This window comes from Blastomonas sp. (genome assembly GCF_030373265.1).
Taxonomy (GTDB): Bacteria; Pseudomonadota; Alphaproteobacteria; order Sphingomonadales; family Sphingomonadaceae; genus Blastomonas.
Window position 1 is genome coordinate 92,376 of sequence record NZ_JAUCZC010000003.1, and the last position, 15,290, is coordinate 107,665.

14 protein-coding genes and 1 tRNA gene are annotated in these 15,290 nt (G+C 66.0%); 6 read left to right on the plus strand and 9 right to left on the minus strand.

Annotated features, from left to right (window positions below; genetic code table 11):
• Positions 1 to 137 precede the first annotated feature (137 nt).
• Positions 138 to 1,337, minus strand: coding sequence for an aspartate aminotransferase family protein (locus tag QUV11_RS02530; RefSeq protein ID WP_300880390.1), 1,200 nt, complete (start codon positions 1,335 to 1,337; stop codon positions 138 to 140).
• 222 nt (positions 1,338 to 1,559) lie between these two features.
• Between QUV11_RS02530 and QUV11_RS02535 the strand changes: the two genes are divergently transcribed.
• A tRNA-Arg gene (locus tag QUV11_RS02535) sits at positions 1,560 to 1,636 on the plus strand.
• Positions 1,637 to 1,705: 69 nt separating this feature from the next.
• Here the strand turns inward: QUV11_RS02535 and QUV11_RS02540 are convergent.
• Together QUV11_RS02540 and QUV11_RS02545 are read right to left on the minus strand one after the other, a co-directional pair.
• A complete protein-coding gene (locus QUV11_RS02540) occupies positions 1,706 to 1,837 on the minus strand; it encodes a hypothetical protein (protein WP_300880391.1) in 132 nt (43 codons plus the stop codon).
• Positions 1,838 to 1,847: 10 nt separating this feature from the next.
• On the minus strand, positions 1,848 to 2,408 hold the full coding sequence (locus tag QUV11_RS02545) for a YkgJ family cysteine cluster protein (protein ID WP_300880392.1): 561 nt from the start codon (positions 2,406 to 2,408) through the stop codon (positions 1,848 to 1,850).
• Positions 2,409 to 2,563: 155 nt separating this feature from the next.
• Here QUV11_RS02545 and QUV11_RS02550 point away from each other — a divergent pair, with 155 nt between their 5' ends.
• The 5 genes from QUV11_RS02550 to QUV11_RS02570 all read left to right on the plus strand — a co-directional run bounded on the left by QUV11_RS02550 (position 2,564) and on the right by QUV11_RS02570 (position 6,959).
• A complete protein-coding gene (locus QUV11_RS02550) occupies positions 2,564 to 3,502 on the plus strand; it encodes a LysR family transcriptional regulator (protein WP_300880393.1) in 939 nt (312 codons plus the stop codon).
• Between the two features lie 87 nt (positions 3,503 to 3,589).
• On the plus strand, positions 3,590 to 4,549 hold the full coding sequence (locus QUV11_RS02555) for a sterol desaturase family protein (protein WP_300880394.1): 960 nt from the start codon (positions 3,590 to 3,592) through the stop codon (positions 4,547 to 4,549).
• A complete protein-coding gene (locus QUV11_RS02560) occupies positions 4,546 to 6,123 on the plus strand; it encodes a tetratricopeptide repeat-containing sulfotransferase family protein (protein ID WP_300880395.1) in 1,578 nt (525 codons plus the stop codon). The genes QUV11_RS02555 and QUV11_RS02560 overlap by 4 nt, the downstream gene beginning before the upstream one ends.
• A 17-nt stretch (positions 6,124 to 6,140) precedes the next feature.
• A complete protein-coding gene (locus QUV11_RS02565) occupies positions 6,141 to 6,497 on the plus strand; it encodes a hypothetical protein (protein ID WP_300880396.1) in 357 nt (118 codons plus the stop codon).
• Between the two features lie 126 nt (positions 6,498 to 6,623).
• Entirely contained in the window at positions 6,624 to 6,959 is a 336-nt protein-coding gene (locus QUV11_RS02570; RefSeq protein WP_300880397.1) for a UrcA family protein, read from the plus strand.
• 46 nt (positions 6,960 to 7,005) lie between these two features.
• On the opposite strand, the gene QUV11_RS02575 is transcribed toward QUV11_RS02570, so the two are convergent.
• The 6 genes from QUV11_RS02575 to QUV11_RS02600 are packed head-to-tail and all read right to left on the minus strand — an operon-like array spanning position 7,006 to position 15,290.
• Complete coding sequence (locus QUV11_RS02575; RefSeq protein ID WP_300880398.1) at positions 7,006 to 7,950, minus strand: YncE family protein; 945 nt, start codon at positions 7,948 to 7,950, stop codon at positions 7,006 to 7,008.
• Positions 7,951 to 7,979: 29 nt separating this feature from the next.
• Entirely contained in the window at positions 7,980 to 9,749 is a 1,770-nt protein-coding gene (gene atzF / locus QUV11_RS02580) for an allophanate hydrolase (RefSeq protein ID WP_300880399.1), read from the minus strand.
• On the minus strand, positions 9,746 to 13,339 hold the full coding sequence (uca, locus tag QUV11_RS02585) for an urea carboxylase (RefSeq protein ID WP_300880400.1): 3,594 nt from the start codon (positions 13,337 to 13,339) through the stop codon (positions 9,746 to 9,748). The genes atzF and uca overlap by 4 nt, the downstream gene beginning before the upstream one ends.
• Complete coding sequence (locus tag QUV11_RS02590) at positions 13,336 to 13,971, minus strand: urea amidolyase associated protein UAAP2 (RefSeq protein WP_300880401.1); 636 nt, start codon at positions 13,969 to 13,971, stop codon at positions 13,336 to 13,338. The genes uca and QUV11_RS02590 overlap by 4 nt, the downstream gene beginning before the upstream one ends.
• Positions 13,972 to 13,989: 18 nt before the next feature.
• On the minus strand, positions 13,990 to 14,817 hold the full coding sequence (locus tag QUV11_RS02595) for an urea amidolyase associated protein UAAP1 (RefSeq protein ID WP_300880402.1): 828 nt from the start codon (positions 14,815 to 14,817) through the stop codon (positions 13,990 to 13,992).
• Positions 14,814 to 15,290, minus strand: a complete 477-nt coding sequence (locus QUV11_RS02600; RefSeq protein ID WP_300880403.1) for a CopG family ribbon-helix-helix protein — start codon at positions 15,288 to 15,290, stop codon at positions 14,814 to 14,816. Before QUV11_RS02600 ends, QUV11_RS02595 begins: the two co-directional genes overlap by 4 nt.

The window sequence follows — 15,290 nt, forward strand, 5'->3', positions numbered from 1 at the left end:
TCCTCCCTCTCCCCTTTAGGGGAGAGGATACGGAGCCTTGGCAGCTTGCTGCCTAGGCGAAGTTGGAGAGGGGAATGCGATGTTGCACATGGCCCCCTCTCCCAACCCTCTCCCCTGAAGGGGAGAGGGCTCTGGGCTTAAGCCGCGACCGGCACCGCGAACTCCCGCGCGCCTGCGGACAGGCGTTCGATGAACTCGTCGACATGCGCCTGCTCAATGATCAGCGGCGGAAGAATTCGCACCACATTCTCGCCCGCCGCCACGGTCAGCAACCCGTGATGATCACGCAGATGCGCGACGAAAGCGCGCGCCTCCGCCGCCGGCTTGAGCTTGAGACCGAGCATCAGCCCCATGCCGCGCACCGAATCGAAAATGGTGTCGTGATTGGGGATCAGCTGCTCGAGCGCGCCGCGCAGACGTTCGCTCATCGCGCGGACATGCTCGAGGAACTCGGGATTGTCGACGACATCAAGCACCGCTTCGCCCGCCGCCATCGCCAGCGGATTGCCGCCATAGGTCGATCCGTGCGTTCCCGCGACCATGCCGCGCGCCGCCTTTTCGGTAGCGAGGCACGCACCCATCGGAAAACCGCCGCCGATGCCCTTGGCGGTCGCCATGATGTCGGGCTCGATCCCGTATTGCTCGTAGGCATAGAACGTTCCGGTCCGTGCGACGCCGCACTGTACCTCGTCGAGCACCAGCATCAAGTCGTGCTCGTCGCACAGCGCGCGCAGCCCCTTCATGAACTCGGGGGAAGCCGGGCGGACACCGCCCTCACCCTGCACCGGCTCGACCAGAAAGCCCGCGACATCAGGGCCAATCGCCGCCTTGGCGCCTTCGAGATCATCGAAATCGACGTACCGGAAGCCCGCCAGCAGCGGGGCAAAGCCCTTGTGCATCTTTTCCTGGTTCGATGCGCTGATCGTCGCCATCGTCCGCCCGTGAAAGGCGTTGTTGAACGTGATCAGGACATTGCGGTTGGCGTCACCACCCTCGCTCTGGTGATAGGCGCGCGCGGTCTTGATCGCGCATTCGACCGCCTCGGCACCCGAGTTGGTGAAGAACACGGTGTCGGCAAAGGTCGAATCGACCAGCCGCTGCGCCAGATGCTCGCCTTGCGGGCTGCCATAGAGGTTCGACACATGCACCAGCGTTTCGGCCTGTTTCTGGATCGCCTTGGTGAGGTGCGGGTGGCCGTGACCCAGCAGGTTGACCGCGATGCCGCTGGCAAAGTCGAGATATCGCTCGCCACGCTCTCCGATCAGATAACAGCCTTCGCCGCGCACCGGGCGGACTTCGCACCGGGGGTATACGGGCATAAGCGGCGTGATCGTCATGGCGGCCTTGTCCTTCTCGCATCGGCCCCGTTGGCATGTCCGGCAAGCCAGGCATGGCGCAGGGGGCCGCTGCGCCAAACAGAAAAGGCGACCCCGTCGATAGGGCCGCCAGCTTGCAGATCGCAGCTATAGCGCCGCTGAGGCCGCCGGGTCAATGATCGCCGCACAAAGGGGCTGGCGGCGATGCAGATCGCTTGCTAAGGGCTTGCGCCTTGGCGAGATGCACCCGTAGCTCAGCTGGATAGAGCGCTGCCCTCCGAAGGCAGAGGCCACTGGTTCGAATCCAGTCGGGTGCACCAATGTCTTGATCACGATCGGCAGCCCTGAGCCATGCGCGCAAATGCCGGGCGCCGCCAGGTCATCGCCAGTCACGTCAGCAGATAGCCCAGCATGCGCAGCATCGCCAGAATGAGCAATGCGCCCAGAAGGGCATAGCCGAAACGTTGCGACAAAGACGTTCTCCAATGACGTGGGTGGCTATTCCACAGCGACATGACCATCCAGAAGAGGCTACGCCTGGTCCAGAAACGCGCCATAGCGTTGGCGCCAGGCTGCGACCTCTTGTTCCAGATGCGGCGGCGAGGGGTTTCCCGAGAGCACGAGCTGGGCAACGTCGTTGTCCGGGTGGAGCAGCATCTTTCTCGATCCGTCGCTGTACCATACCGCCACCAGCCCGTCGCACAGGCTGTCCAGCACCCTCTGGGTGAGCGCGGGGTCTATCCCGGCCTGGTCCCTCATAGCCCGAACATTGAGCGATACGGCTTCCAGCGGGTTGCGCGGTTCGCGTACGAAGTTGACCGAAACCAGCAGCCCCGACCGGTCCGGCCGCGCCTCCTCCGGCATAGCGGCAACCCTTCGCCAGGCGCAGAACCATGTCCGGCAGATCGGCGGGCGCACCGCGTGGATGCTGCATCCGTGCGCGGTCAGCTTTTCACATGGCGTTCCTGCCGGCTTCTTGAGATCGGGGGTGTCGACGGTCAGCACGGTGCAGCAGGCGGTGCACGCGCCGCAGTCACGGTCGGCAAGGACCGGGCCCAGCAGCACGGTCTCCAGATCGGGATTGTTGGGCATGGGCCGAGACTCTGGCGCGGGCTTCGCCCGAATGCAAGCGCGCGCGCCCCAAGGGCCATGCCTACGACAAGGCATAGCCGAATAACCAGAGTCTTTTCCAATCCCATTGATCTGATCTATGATACGGCTTGATCCGCGCCAGGAGACACCACCGGATGAGCGACCGCGTACCCCTGATCGACAAGAAATTTGCCAGCCGGGTCGACTGGAACCTGATGCGCACCTTTGTCGATATCGTTCGCGCCGGCGGTATCGGGGCGGCGGCGCGCCAGCTCAACCGGCAGCAGCCGAGCATCAGCGCCGCGCTCAAGCGGCTCGAGGACCATGTCGGCACCAACCTGCTGCGCCGCACGGCCACCGGGGTCGAGATGACCGCGGCGGGCAAGGCGATGATGGCGCTGTGCGAGGACATGCTCGAATCGGCGCGGATGATGCCGCACCAGATTGCCCAGGCGACCAAGCGGGTCGAAGGCTATGTCCGCATCCAGATCGTGTCAGGCCTCGTCTCGCCCGAATTCGACGAGGCGATCGCCAGCTTTCACCGGCGCAACCCCGATATCCACATCGAAATCCGCGTCTCGCCCTGGCGGCAGGTGCTCGACGCGCTCGAACAGGGCGAGGTCGAGATCGGCGTCAGCTACGACAGCTCGGTGCGCGGCAGCCTGATGTACGAACCTTTGCTGGTTGAGCGGCAGCAGCTCTATTGCTCGCGCAGCAGCCCGTATTACGGTCGCCGCGTCAGCCGCCTGATCGAACTCAAGGAAGAACGCTTCGTGCTGACCGGTGACGACGAGATCGAGCTGATCAAGAACCTGCGACGGCGCAACCGGCTCGGCACACGGGTCAGCGGCCTGGCCGAGGACATCAACGAAGCGCAGCGCCTGATCACTCTGGGCGTCGGCATCGGCTTCCTGCCCGTGCTCGCAGCAGAGGGCGCGGTCGCCAAGGGCAGGCTGTGGCCTCTGCTCCACGCCGATGTCGAGCCGTTCTACGACATCTATCTGCTCGCCCGCACCGATCCGGCGCGCGATACCGCAACGCAACTGTTCTGGGACGAGGTCTTCCGCCGGGTGCGCGCGCTGCGCGTGGCATAGACAGCATCTATGCCTTTCATCGGGAATTTGCCCCTGCCTTGATGACGCGGTGCAACGCAGACTTTCGCATCGAAGCGGAGCCCTGCGATGACGACATCTGTATCAACCCCTGCGAGCCTGAAAGACCGGGTTTTCAACCTTGTCCCGCCCGCGATGATCGCGATGGTGCTGCTGTTCTGGGCCTATGCCCCCAAGGCCGTGACCGACTATCCCTGGACGCTGATCGTCACGTCTTCCGCGATCGTGATCATCGTGCTGCTGCTCGAGTTCGTCCATGAGCGGCACCAGGGCTGGCGGATGAACCGGCAGGAGTTCTTCACCGACCTGTTCTATGTCGTGCTGAGTGCCACGGTCATCGCCTGGCTGAGCAAGACGCTGGCCGAGGATCCGCTGCTCGCGGCCAAGGCGGCGATGGGCCTATCGACGCAATGGATGGCGCAGGTCCCCTGGCTGGTGCAGGTGTTGATGGTCATCGTCATTCTGGAGTTCGGCCAGTACTGGATGCACCGGCTGATGCACAATGTGACGCCATTCTGGCTGACGCATGCGCCGCACCACCACCTGACCCAGCTCAATGCCGCCAAGGGCGCGGTCGGCAATCCGATCGAATTGTTCCTGATCAGCCTCAGCGTGCTGGCGTTGTTCGATTTCGACATTACGGCGCTGTTCGCCGGGCTGAACACGCTCAATGTGATCTCGACCTTCGCCCATGCCAATGTGAAGTCCGATCCGCCGATCTGGTATTCGTTCTTTTTCACCACCATCCGTCACCACAGCCTGCACCATTCGACCGATTACGAGGCGACCCGCTGCAATTACGGCAATTCGCTGATCCTGCTCGACCGCATCTTCGGCACCTATCGCGAAGGCGAAGGCGTGCTGGTCGGCCAGGACGAGCGCCGGCGCCTGTCGATCTGGGAGCAGACGGTGTTTCCCTTCGTGCCGCTGATCGAGCGGATCAAGGCGCGGCGCTCAGTTGAGCCAGCGCCTCCACCGACCCGTGTTTCCGGCGCTCCTGCGTCCGACGGAGGCCCTGCAGCGGCATGATCGTAACGCGCTCCCGTCGGATCGATGCCGCGCGCGACGCGCTGGCGCTGGGCGATCTGCAGGCGGCGCATGCGATGGCAGCTGGGTTGGTCGCAGACAATGCCAATGATGCCGAGGGGCATTTCCTGCTCGGGGTGGCCGCATCGGGCGGCGGGCGAATCCAGGCCGGGATCCAGCATCTGGTCCGCGCGGTAGCACTCGACCCGCAGGGCGAATATCGCGCCCAGCTCGCCAAATTGTTCTGCCTCGTCCGCCGCGATGGCGATGCGGCAGCCACGTTGCGCGCGGCCGAGCTGTCGCCGCCTTCCGACGCGCTGAGCCGTGATACGATCGGCTGCGTCTATGCTCGCCTGGGCGACCATGCTGCGGCTCTGGTCCACTTCGTCCACGCGGTGCGGCTGTGCTCCGACAACAGCGAATATCGCTATAATCAGGCGGTCACGCTCAACTTTCTCGGGCGGGTCGACGAGGCCGAGGCCGCGCTCGAGGCGCTGATCGCGATGGCCCCGGACCATGCCCGCGCGCATCACCTGCTCTCCAGCCTGCGCAAGCAGAGTGCCGCGCGCAACCATGTCGCCCGGCTCGGTCAGACCCATGCGCGCGTGCGCGACGGACGCGACCGGCTGTTGCTGGGCTATGCGCTGGCCAAGGAGCTCGAGGATGTCGGCGAGCCCGATCAGGCGCTCGACATCCTGTGCGCGGCCAATGGCGAGCATCGCCGGACGCTCGATTACAGCTTTGCCCGGGACGCGGCAGCGTTCGACGCGATCGAGGCCAGCTGGCCTGTAGTTCGCGCCGCGCCCGCCCTTTCCGTCTCGTCTGAGGCCCCGATCTTCATCATCGGAATGCCGCGCACCGGCACCACCTTGGTCGACCGCATCGTGTCGTCGCACCCCGAGGTCGAAAGCGCGGGCGAACTGCAGGCGATGCCGCTCGCGGTCAAGGCCGCGTCCGGCACGCGGACCCGGACGGTGCTCGACCCCGAGACGATCGCAGCGGCGGCGCGCGCGGACATGGGCGCGATCGGGCACGATTATCTGCAGCGCGCAGGCCACCATCGGCGCAACCCCGAAGCGCGCTTCACCGACAAGTTTCCGGGGAACTTCCAATATGCCGGATTCATCGCAAAAGCGCTGCCCGGTGCCCGGATCGTCTGCCTGCGCCGCAACCCGATGGACACCGTGCTCGCCAACTTCCGCAACTTGTTCGCGGTCAGCTCGCGGTACTACGATTACAGCTATGATCTGCTCGACATCGCAGCGTACTATGTCCGGTTCGATCGGTTGATGGCCCTGTGGGCCAGCGAACTGCCAGGTCGCGTGCTCGAACTGCGCTATGAGGACCTGATCGCGGACCAGGAAGGGCAGACCCGCCGCCTGCTCGACCATGTCGGGCTCGCCTGGTCGGATGACTGCCTGTCGTTCCACACCAATGCCGCCCCGGTCTCGACCCCCAGCGCCGCACAGGTGCGCCGCCCGATCTACACCGACTCGGTCGCGCGCTGGAAGCGCCACGCCGAGGTTCTCGAGCCCGTCCGGCGCTTTTTCGAGCAGCACGGGATTGCCACCGAATGACACGGAGCACCCCGCCCATGACCCGAATTGCAATGCTTGCGCTCAGCCCACTGCTCGCGCTCTCCACCCCCGCCGCGGCCGCGGATGCGCCTGACACCCGGCTGGTGCAATGCGGATCGCAAAGCTGCCTGCTGGTCTCCGGCCGACGCGCCGATAACGCGGTTCCGGTCAGCATCAACGGCCACGAAGTGGCGACGTCAGGCGCGCGCAGATGGCGGGCGCGGGTGCCGGTTGCCACCATCCGTAGCTGGTCCCTGCCCTATGCGCAGAGCATCTCGATCACGGTCGCAGAAACAGCCTATGATGCACGGCTGCCGGTGGGAATGCTTGGTCCCAAGCGCGATCTGGCCCTGCTCGTCGTTCGCGTGAAGTAATAACGTCGCCAAAGCAAAGTAATAAAACAACAACTTTGCGCATTATATTGAAAGTTTCATCGCCTGGCGCTATAAAGTGCGGCAGCGGCCGAAGAGCCGTACCCGTCCCACGCAAGGAGATGACCCATGAAAACAGGCCTTTTGGCGCTCGCCACTGTCGCCTTCGCTCTTTCGGCTGGTGGCGCAGCCGCATCCGAAAACCCCTTCGCCAAGGACAAGGCGATCCTGAACCTTCAGGGCCTTGACCTCTCGACCGCCGATGGCCAGCAGCGCCTCGCTATCCGCGTCGATCAGGCCGCACGCGCGGTCTGTGGCGACCAGCTTGCCAGCGTGCATCTGTCCGCCAACGCCAAGGCGCAGGAATGCCGCACCCTTGTGGCTGCCGATGTCCGCGCGCAGATCGAAGCCCGGCTTGCCCGCGCTCCCAGCACTTCGGCCACCCAGGTCGCAGCGTTGCGCTGACTATACTTTCCCGTTTCGCGACCGGGAGCCCCGGTCGCGAAACGGGTTACTGCGCTGCTGATGGGGCCGCCGTCAGGATCGGCTCGGGCCACCAGGTCAGCGTGTGCACGTCATGCGCCGATGTCCACAGCCCGGACCCTGCATAGCGCAGCGCGCCGCTGCCCTCGGCCTTGCCCAGCCTTGCGACGACCTCGAGAGTCTGCGGGTCGATCGCGACAAAGGTCTGGTCTTCGGTGGTGCGCAGCCACACCATGCCCGCGCCCGTATCGATATCGCCATATTTGAGCACCGCACCGACTTTCGCCCGGCCCAGCACCGCGCCGGTCTCGGGATCGATCTTCGCGACCGTGCCGTCGCCCTGTTCCTGCACCCAGACCGCGCCTTCGCCCGTGGTGAGAAAGCCGGGGATCTTGCCGAGCGCCGTGGTTGTCGTGACCGTGTTGGTCGCAGGGTCGATCCGCTGGATTGTCTGGCTCTGGCTGCTCACCGCCCACACCGAGCCAAATCCGAACGCCAGATACCAGGTGCCGGGGCTGACCGTGATTGTCGCGATGACCGTGTTGGTGGCGGGGTCGACCCGCGCAACCTTGCCCGCGACATTGTCGCTCGCCACCCACACCGATCCGGCGCCTGCGACGACGTTCAGTTCGCCCGTGCTGGCCAGCCCGGTGGGGACTGTCGCGGTCTTCTGAGCGGTTTGCGTGTCGATCCGGACGAGCGCTTTCTCCTTGCAATCGGCCACCCATAAAGACCCGTCCAATATCGCCATCGCGCCGCAAGGCTTGGACATCGGCACGCCGGCGATCTTGCCAGTGCGCGACCAGCGTTCAACCCGGCCGTCGTTGGTCGTCCACACGCTGTCACCATCGACCGCGAGGAAATCGGCAAAACCGGGCACATCGATCACCTGCTCGGGATGCGCCTGTGCCATCGGCGTGAGAGCGGACATCCCCGCTGCAATTGCCGTGGCCGTCATGCGAAGTTTCTGCATTGTCTGCCCTTTCTGTACCGGTGAAGAATTCAGGTGATCTGCGCGATATAGGCCCGCCATCCGCCCAGATGGGTGATGTCCTGAGCGCCGGTCAGCGCGCGTGGTTCGGCGACGAAACCCTTGACCGAGGTGCCATCCGAAAGCGCCACCGTGCCGATCGCGAGCGGCGGCGGCACCTCGACCACGAAGCTGCCGAATTCAGCGACGCCCAGCTCGTAAACCTCCACGGCGATCGAACTGCCTTCCGGGCTGTGGACCAGCGCAGGCTTGGGCGGCACGCTGTCCGCGATCGCATAGAGACGGTATTCCGGCGCGGTCTCGAACGCGCCGACAAACGTCGCCTCGCGCGAGGTCAATTGCCAGTGCAGCGGCATGTCCTTGAGATGTGCTCCGACGACAGCGAGTTTCACGGTCTGCATAGTGCCCTCCAGATCAAGCGGGGGTGGTGGGGGAAGATCGGCGATGGCGAGATAATCGTCGGCGATGGCGAGCAGCGTGCGGTCAGTATCCGCCGGGCCGATCAGCGTGATCCCGAAGCCGGTGGCGTTGGCGCGGGTGCCCGCGGGAACCGCAAGCGCGGCCATGTCGAGCAGGTTGACGAAGTTGGTGTAGAACCCCAACGCACTGTTGAGCGCGATCGGTGCGGCGAGCAATTCAGCAACGCGGTAAGTGGTGCCAGTGGTCGGAAAGGCCATCAGGTCGATGCTCTGCCACAGCGTGTCGGCATGGCGCTTAAGTTCGGCCAGGCGGTAGATGCCGTTGAACAGATCGACCGCGCGCGTCTCAAGCCCGACCGAGACGATCTCGCGCACCGTGGGGTCGATCGCATCGGGGTCGCTGGCAAGGATATCCGCCATCGCGGCGGTGCGCTCGGCGACCCACGGGCCGCTGTAGAGCAGTTGCGCCGCCTCCTGCAGCGGGGCGTAATCGATCTCGACGATCGTGCCGAGCGCGCTGAGCGTCTCCAGCGCGCGGTCATAGAGGTACTCGGATTCCAGATCGCCGAAGAACGCCCGCTGGTCGCGGCGCGGCACGCCGATGGTGCGGCGCGCGATTGCGCGGTCGGCGAGCGGCTTGGAATAGGCATCCGCCGCATCGAAGCCCGCGACCACGCCATCGATCAGCCGGGCATCGGCGGTGTCGCCCGTGAACACGGTGACGCAATCGAGCGTGCGGCAGGCCGGCACGACGCCGCGGTTGCTCCAGCGGCCCTTGCTCGGCTTGAACCCGATCAGGTGCTGGAACGCCGCGGGCACCCGGCCCGATCCTGCGGTGTCGGTGCCCAGGGCAAAGGCGACCAGCCCGGCGGCGACCGCGCTCGACGATCCCGAGCTCGATCCGCCGCTGACATAGCCAAGGTTGTAGGCGTTGCGCGGCGCCCCATAAGGGCTGCGCGTGCCGTTGAGCCCGGTCGCGAATTGGTCGAGATTGGTCTTGCCCACGCACAACGCGCCCACCGCCAGCAGCCGCTCGACAACGGTGGCGGATGCATCGGGGCGATAGGCGAACGCCGGGCACGCTGCGGTGGTCTCGAACCCGGCGACATCGATATTGTCCTTCACCGCGAACGGCACGCCGGCGAGCAGCAACACCTCACCCGCCGCGACCCGCGCGTCGATGGTGCGCGCAGCAGCGAGCAGCGCCTCGTCCGACGCGCGACAGATCCAGATTTGCGGCTGTACCGCGTCATAGGCCGCAAGGCGCGCCAGCGTGTCCTCGGCGATAGTCACCGCGCTGGTCGCCCCGCTATTGACCGCCTGCGCAATCCCCGAGACGCTGCGGCGATCCAGCGCGCTCATATGTGCCTCGTCAGCGCGAGGATCGGCGCGCCGGGCTGCACCGACTGGCGTTCGTGCGCATACAGCGCGCTGATCGTTCCAGCACCGGGGCTGTCGACGCGGCATTCCATCTTCATCGCCTCGATGATCGCGATCGCATCGCCCGCCTCGACCTCGTCGCCCACCGCGACCAGCATCTTCCAGACGCTGCCGCCGAACGGCGCCTCAATCACATCGGCGCCCTCGGGCACCTCGACCGCACCCGCCTCGACCGCTTCGGCCTCGGCAGGGTCGGCGCGATCGAATTCGCCGCGCCGCTGCCAGTCGGCGCGCTCCTCGTCGAACGCCGCTTGGCGCGTCGCCTCGAAGGTAGAGATTGCATCGGCATTGTCGGCGAGAAACGCGCGATAGTCGGCGAGCCGGAATTCGGACGGCTCGATCCGGATCGAGCGCCGACCGGTCGGGAAGTCGCGGCGCCATTCGGTGAGCTCGTCGGCGCTGACCGGATAGAAGCGGATCTGGTCGAAGAAGCGCAGCAGCCAGGGTTTGCCCTCGATGAACGCGTCGGTCTGGCGATAGGTGTTCCACACCTGCAGCGTCCGTCCGAACAATTGGTAACCGCCAGGACCTTCCATGCCGTAGATGCACATATACGCGCCGCCGATGCCCACGACATTGGGCGGGGTCCAGGTGCGTGCGGGGTTGTATTTGGTGGTAACCAGCCGGTGGCGCGGATCGACCGGGGTGGCCACCGGCGCGCCGAGATAGACATCGCCAAGGCCGAGCACCAGATAGTTCGCCTCGAAGATCAGGTTCTCGACCGCCGCGGCATCGGGCAGACCGTTGACTCGGCGGATGAACTCGATGTTGTCCGGGCACCAGGGCGCATCGTCGCGCACCGCGCCCATGTATTTCTCGATCGTCTCGATCGTCGCCGGATCGCGCCAGCTGAGCGGCAGATGGACGATACGCGAGGGGATGGTGAAATCCTCCAGATCGCCCAGCCGCTCTTCTGTGCCCATCAAGGCGGCCAGCGCGCTGGCCTGCGTCATCGTCACGCCATCGAAATGGAACTGCAGCGAGCGAATGCCGGGAACGATGTCGATCACGCCGGGCAGCGCCATCCGCTCGAGCTCGGTCATCAGCGCCTGCACGCGGATGCGCAGCTCGATGTCGAGCACGATCGGGCCGTATTCGACCAGGATGTTGCGATCGCCCTGCTGGCGGTAGACGGTGCGCGGGCGCTGCGGGCCTGCCTGGATCACGCCCAGGATCGGCGACAGCGTCTCGATCGGCCGCGCTGGGCCAAGCTCGCATCCGTCGCCGGTCGCCAGCAACCGCCGCTGCAGGCTGTCGGCCGCAAAGGCATCGTGCGCGTTGACCGGAACGAAGCGCAAGGTGTCGCCGGGCGCCAGCTGGCCGATCTTCCAGCGGTCCGCCGCGATCACCACGAACGGACAGACGAAGCCACCGAGCGACGGGCCATCGGGGCCGAGGATGATCGGCATGTCGCCGGTGAAATCGACCGCCCCGATGGCGTAAGGGTTATCGTGGATATTCGAGGGATGCAGCCCGGCCTCGCCGCCATCCTTGCGCGCCCAGTTGGGCTTGGGGCCGATCAGGCGAACGCCGGTGCGGTTCGAGTTGTAATGCACCTGCCACTGCGCGGCGACGAAGGTGTCGACGTCCTCGTCGGTGAAAAAATCGGGTGCGCCGTGCGGACCATAGAGCACCCGCAGCGACCATTCGGTCGGAAGCGCAGGCAGGGCCACGCGCTCCAGCGGCGCATCGGTGGGCTCATCGCCCAGATGCAGCGTATCGCCCGCAAGCAGGCGGCGCGCTGCGTGGCCGCCGAACTGGCCGAGTTCGAAGGTGCTGCGGCTTCCGAGATACGGCGCGATGTCGAGCCCGCCGGCGAGCAGGATATAGCCGCGCATCCCGCCGCCGGAAGCGCGACCCAGCGCCAGCGTCTGGCCCGCCGCGATGGCGATGGATTCGCCGCGCGGAACAGCCACGCCATCGAGCGTCGCGCCGAAATCCGCACCCATCAGGCAGATACGCGCGGGCGTGTTGAAGATCAGCGTCGGGCCGCTGATGGTGACTTCGAGCCCGGCGGTGCCTTCGGGATTGCCGAGCAGGCGGTTGCCCAGGCGGAACGACTGGTCGTCCATCGGCCCCGAGGGCGGCACGCCGACCGACCACAGGCGCTGGCGCCCGGGCCAGTCCTGCACGGTGGTCGCGGTGCCGCCGCTGACCACCTGGAGGCTGCGCGGGTGGTATTCGACCGTGTCGAGCGCGCGGGTCGAGACCTCGCCGCTGACAAACGCGGGCGAGCGCACGACGTCGCGCAGCCAGCGCAGGTTGCTCTCGATACCATCGACGCGGCTGGCATCGAGCGCAATCTGCATCGCGGTGACCGCGGCCTCGCGGGTGTCAGCATGGACGATCAGCTTGGCGAGCATCGGATCGTACCACGCGCTGACCGTGCTGCCTGCCATCACCCAGGTCTCCGCGCGGATGTCGGAGGGGAAATCGACGGCAGTCAGCGTACCCGAAGTCGGGCGATAGTCGTGCGCGGGATCTTCGGCATACAGCCGCACCTGGACCGAATGGCCGCTGGGTCGGGCGGGCGCGGTGGATAGAAATCCGAAATCGCCCGCGCCACCGCGCACCATCCATTCGACCAGATCGATCCCCATCACCTCTTCGGTGACGCCGTGCTCGACCTGCAGCCGGGTGTTCATTTCGAGGAAGAAGAACTCTTCGCGCTCGGAATCGTAGAGGAACTCGACCGTGCCTGCCGAGCGATAGTTCGCGGCCCTGCCCAGCCGGATCGCCGAGGCGATCAGGTCGGTGCGCACGGCATCGGGCAAAAGCGGCGCGGGCGCTTCTTCGACCACCTTCTGGTTTCGCCGCTGGAGCGAGCAGTCGCGTTCGCCCAGGGCAACGACATTCCCGGCACCGTCGCCGAAGACCTGCACCTCGATATGCCGCGCGCGGCGGATATAGCGCTCCAGAAACACCCCGGCGTCGCCGAAATTGCCCAGCCCCTGGCGCCGGACGGCGGCGAAGCCCTCGCGAACATCGGCTTCGTCCTCGCAGATGCGCATGCCGATGCCACCGCCGCCCGCCGTCGCCTTGAGCATCACCGGATAACCGATTTTTGTGGCAGCGTTCGCCGCCTCGTCCTCGTCGGTCAGCAGATCGGTGCCCGGTGCCAACGGCACGTCATGGGCTGCGGCCAGTGCACGCGCGCTGTGCTTGAGCCCGAAGGTGCGCATGTTGTCCGGCGTCGGGCCGATGAACACGATGCCGGCAGCAGCGCAGGCCTCGGCAAACTCGGCATTCTCGGCGAGAAAGCCATAGCCCGGATGGATCGCGCCCGCGCCGGTCTGGCGCGCGGCCTCCAGGATCGCGGCGACGTTGAGATAGCTTTCCGATGCCCGTGCAGGGCCGATGCACACCGCTTCGTCGGCTTGCGCAACGTGCAGCGAATCCTCGTCGGCCTCCGAATAGACCGCGACCGAGCGCAGCCCCATCGCACGCAAGGTTCGGATGATCCGGGTGGCGATCGCGCCGCGGTTGGCAATGAGAACGGTGTCGAAGCTCATGCGGCAACGATCATGCGCACGGGGGTGGGGTTGAAGCCGTTGCAGGGGTTGTTGATCTGCGGGCAGTTGGAGACCACCACGGTCACGTCCATCTCGGCGTGCAGATCGACCATCAGCCCGGGCGCGGAGATGCCATCGACGATGCCCAGCGCGCCATCGGCTTCGACCGGCACGTTCATGAAGAAGTTGATGTTGGGGACGATGTCGCGCTTGCCGCGGCCCTCCCGCAGGTTCGCCTCGAGGAAGTTCTCGACACAGGCGTGTTCGGACTTGGTGTGGTGGCCATAACGCAGCGTGTTGGACTCGCACGAGCACGCGCCGCCGATGGTGTCGTGATACTCGACCGAGGTCGCCGCGATGGTCATCATAGCGCGGCCCTCGTTCGAGCGCAGGACGGTGCCTTGCCGCAGGAACAGATTGCCTTGCGCCGCGACGGTGTCCTGCGCGCTGTAGCGCTCGGCATCGTCCTCAGTGGAATACAGCAGGAAATCGACCGCCTGGTTGCCCTCCAGATCGACGATGCGCAGCGTCTGCCCGGCGGCGACCGGATACAGCCAGGGCGCGCGCGCGGGCACGATGCAATCGTGGACGATGCTGCCGGAAAGCCCGGCGAGATGGGGATCGACGCTCATGGGAACAGGCTCCTTCTGTCAGCGGCGGAAATAGTCTTCGACATTGAGGAAGGCGCGCTGGCCCTCGGGGGTCGCATTGCGGATGGCATCGTCTGCCTGCGTCACCACCCCGCGCCACGCGGTCGCGCGCAGCGGAGTGACGGTGTAGGCATCGCGCGGATCGAGCACGTGCGGCACGTTGGCGATGACGACGATCAGCTCCATCTCGGCGCGCAGCGTCAGGCTCCGCCCCGGCGCAAACGGACCGATGTCGGGCACGATCGTGCCATCGGCCGCGATCTTGGTTCCCTTGAACAGGTTGATGCACGGGTGAACGTCACGCCGCTGCAGCCCGTGCTTGGCGGCGCCGAGCAGAAAGCGGTCGCGGCCATTGGGATAGGGACCACTGTTGCTGCCCTCGCCATATTTCGCGGAATTGGTGGCGGCGTTGGAGGTGCCGCAAAACGCATCGTGCGTGGAAGCGTCGTCCTCCAGAATGCTCATCATCACCCGGCCCATATCCGACAGCAGCAATTTGCCCGCGCCCAGATAGGCGTTCCACTGGACCTTGACCGTATCGGCGACGTTGAGCCGTTCGGTCGGCATCTCGGCGTTGAACAGCATCAGCGCGGCGCAGGCATCGCCCTTGGTGTCGATCAGCCGGAGCCGGCTGCCGCGCGCCAGCCGCCGGGTGGCATAGCCGCCGGGCGCGATCGTCTCCTCCCACACCAGATCGTCGGGCGCGACGGCTTCGGGCAGGTCGCTGGCGACCGGCGGCAGCACCGGCATCGCCTCGACCACGGTCCCCGCCATCGACCGGGCGTGGTCGCGGGCGGCGTTCGGATCGGCCAGGGTGGTGGCGGTCATGCGGCGGCTCCTTCGGGCAGGCCATTGACATCGGGCTCGTAGAGCGGCGGCAGCAAGGCAGTGGTGGTGACGAGCTGGAGCTGATGCACCCCGCGCACCCGGCGCAGCGCATCGCACAGATCCTTCAGCCGCACCGCGGGGCCCTGTACCAGCAGCACCTCGAGCGACTGATCGTCCTCGAGGAAGACGTGCTGCGAGGAGATGACCTCTTTCAGATACTCCGCCTGCGTTTGCGCGAGCTGATGCCGCACCCGGCCACGGTCGCCGCGATAGACGATGGTGATCGTGCCGGCGAGCATCTCGTCGGGACGGGTGTGCGCCTCATGCTCGGCGAGCGCGTGGCGGATCAGCTCGGCAATCAGCTGCGATCGCGACGGCAGGCCGCGCTCCTCGACCATGTTGTCGAGCTGGCGAAACAGCTCGCCGGGCAGGCTCATCGAAAGCCTTGCAAGGCTGGTGGGTTCGGTACTCAC

Excerpts from the sequence above, each read along its gene's own strand:
- QUV11_RS02530 (WP_300880390.1), bottom strand. The coding sequence starts at position 1,337 with ATGACGATCACGCCGCTTATGCCCGTATACCCCCGGTGCGAAGTCCGC.
- QUV11_RS02540 (WP_300880391.1), bottom strand. The coding sequence starts at position 1,837 with ATGGTCATGTCGCTGTGGAATAGCCACCCACGTCATTGGAGAACGTCT.
- QUV11_RS02545 (WP_300880392.1), bottom strand. The coding sequence starts at position 2,408 with ATGCCCAACAATCCCGATCTGGAGACCGTGCTGCTGGGCCCGGTCCTT.
- QUV11_RS02550 (WP_300880393.1), top strand. The coding sequence starts at position 2,564 with ATGAGCGACCGCGTACCCCTGATCGACAAGAAATTTGCCAGCCGGGTC.
- QUV11_RS02555 (WP_300880394.1), top strand. The coding sequence starts at position 3,590 with ATGACGACATCTGTATCAACCCCTGCGAGCCTGAAAGACCGGGTTTTC.
- QUV11_RS02560 (WP_300880395.1), top strand. The coding sequence starts at position 4,546 with ATGATCGTAACGCGCTCCCGTCGGATCGATGCCGCGCGCGACGCGCTG.
- QUV11_RS02565 (WP_300880396.1), top strand. The coding sequence starts at position 6,141 with ATGACCCGAATTGCAATGCTTGCGCTCAGCCCACTGCTCGCGCTCTCC.
- QUV11_RS02570 (WP_300880397.1), top strand. The coding sequence starts at position 6,624 with ATGAAAACAGGCCTTTTGGCGCTCGCCACTGTCGCCTTCGCTCTTTCG.
- QUV11_RS02575 (WP_300880398.1), bottom strand. The coding sequence starts at position 7,950 with ATGCAGAAACTTCGCATGACGGCCACGGCAATTGCAGCGGGGATGTCC.
- atzF (WP_300880399.1), bottom strand. The coding sequence starts at position 9,749 with ATGAGCGCGCTGGATCGCCGCAGCGTCTCGGGGATTGCGCAGGCGGTC.
- uca (WP_300880400.1), bottom strand. The coding sequence starts at position 13,339 with ATGAGCTTCGACACCGTTCTCATTGCCAACCGCGGCGCGATCGCCACC.
- QUV11_RS02590 (WP_300880401.1), bottom strand. The coding sequence starts at position 13,971 with ATGAGCGTCGATCCCCATCTCGCCGGGCTTTCCGGCAGCATCGTCCAC.
- QUV11_RS02595 (WP_300880402.1), bottom strand. The coding sequence starts at position 14,817 with ATGACCGCCACCACCCTGGCCGATCCGAACGCCGCCCGCGACCACGCC.